This is a genomic window from Pseudoalteromonas sp. SIMBA_162 (genome assembly GCF_046535955.1).
GTDB classification, from domain to species: Bacteria; Pseudomonadota; Gammaproteobacteria; order Enterobacterales; family Alteromonadaceae; genus Pseudoalteromonas; species Pseudoalteromonas marina.
On the sequence record NZ_JAWJBQ010000323.1, the window covers coordinates 1 to 276 of the forward strand.

General features: G+C 64.1%; 1 pseudogene. It reads left to right on the forward strand.

The features are described from left to right. Nucleotides 1-276 (forward strand): annotated as a pseudogene (locus R0J88_RS19880) (dihydrolipoyl dehydrogenase); the annotation flags it as partial.

The window sequence follows — 276 nt, forward strand, 5'->3', positions numbered from 1 at the left end:
GTGGGTGATCTACACGTACCCCGAAATCGCCTGGGTCGGCAAGACGGAGCAGCAGCTGAAGGCCGAAGGCCGCGAGATCAAGTCGGGCAAGTTCCCGTTCTCGATCAACGGTCGCGCGCTCGGCATGAACGCGCCGGACGGTTTCGTGAAGATGATCGCGGACGCGAAGACCGACGAACTGCTCGGCGTGCACGTGATCGCGGCGAACGCGTCGGACCTGATCGCCGAAGCCGTGGTGGCGATGGAGTTCAAGGCGGCGTCGGAAGACATCGCACG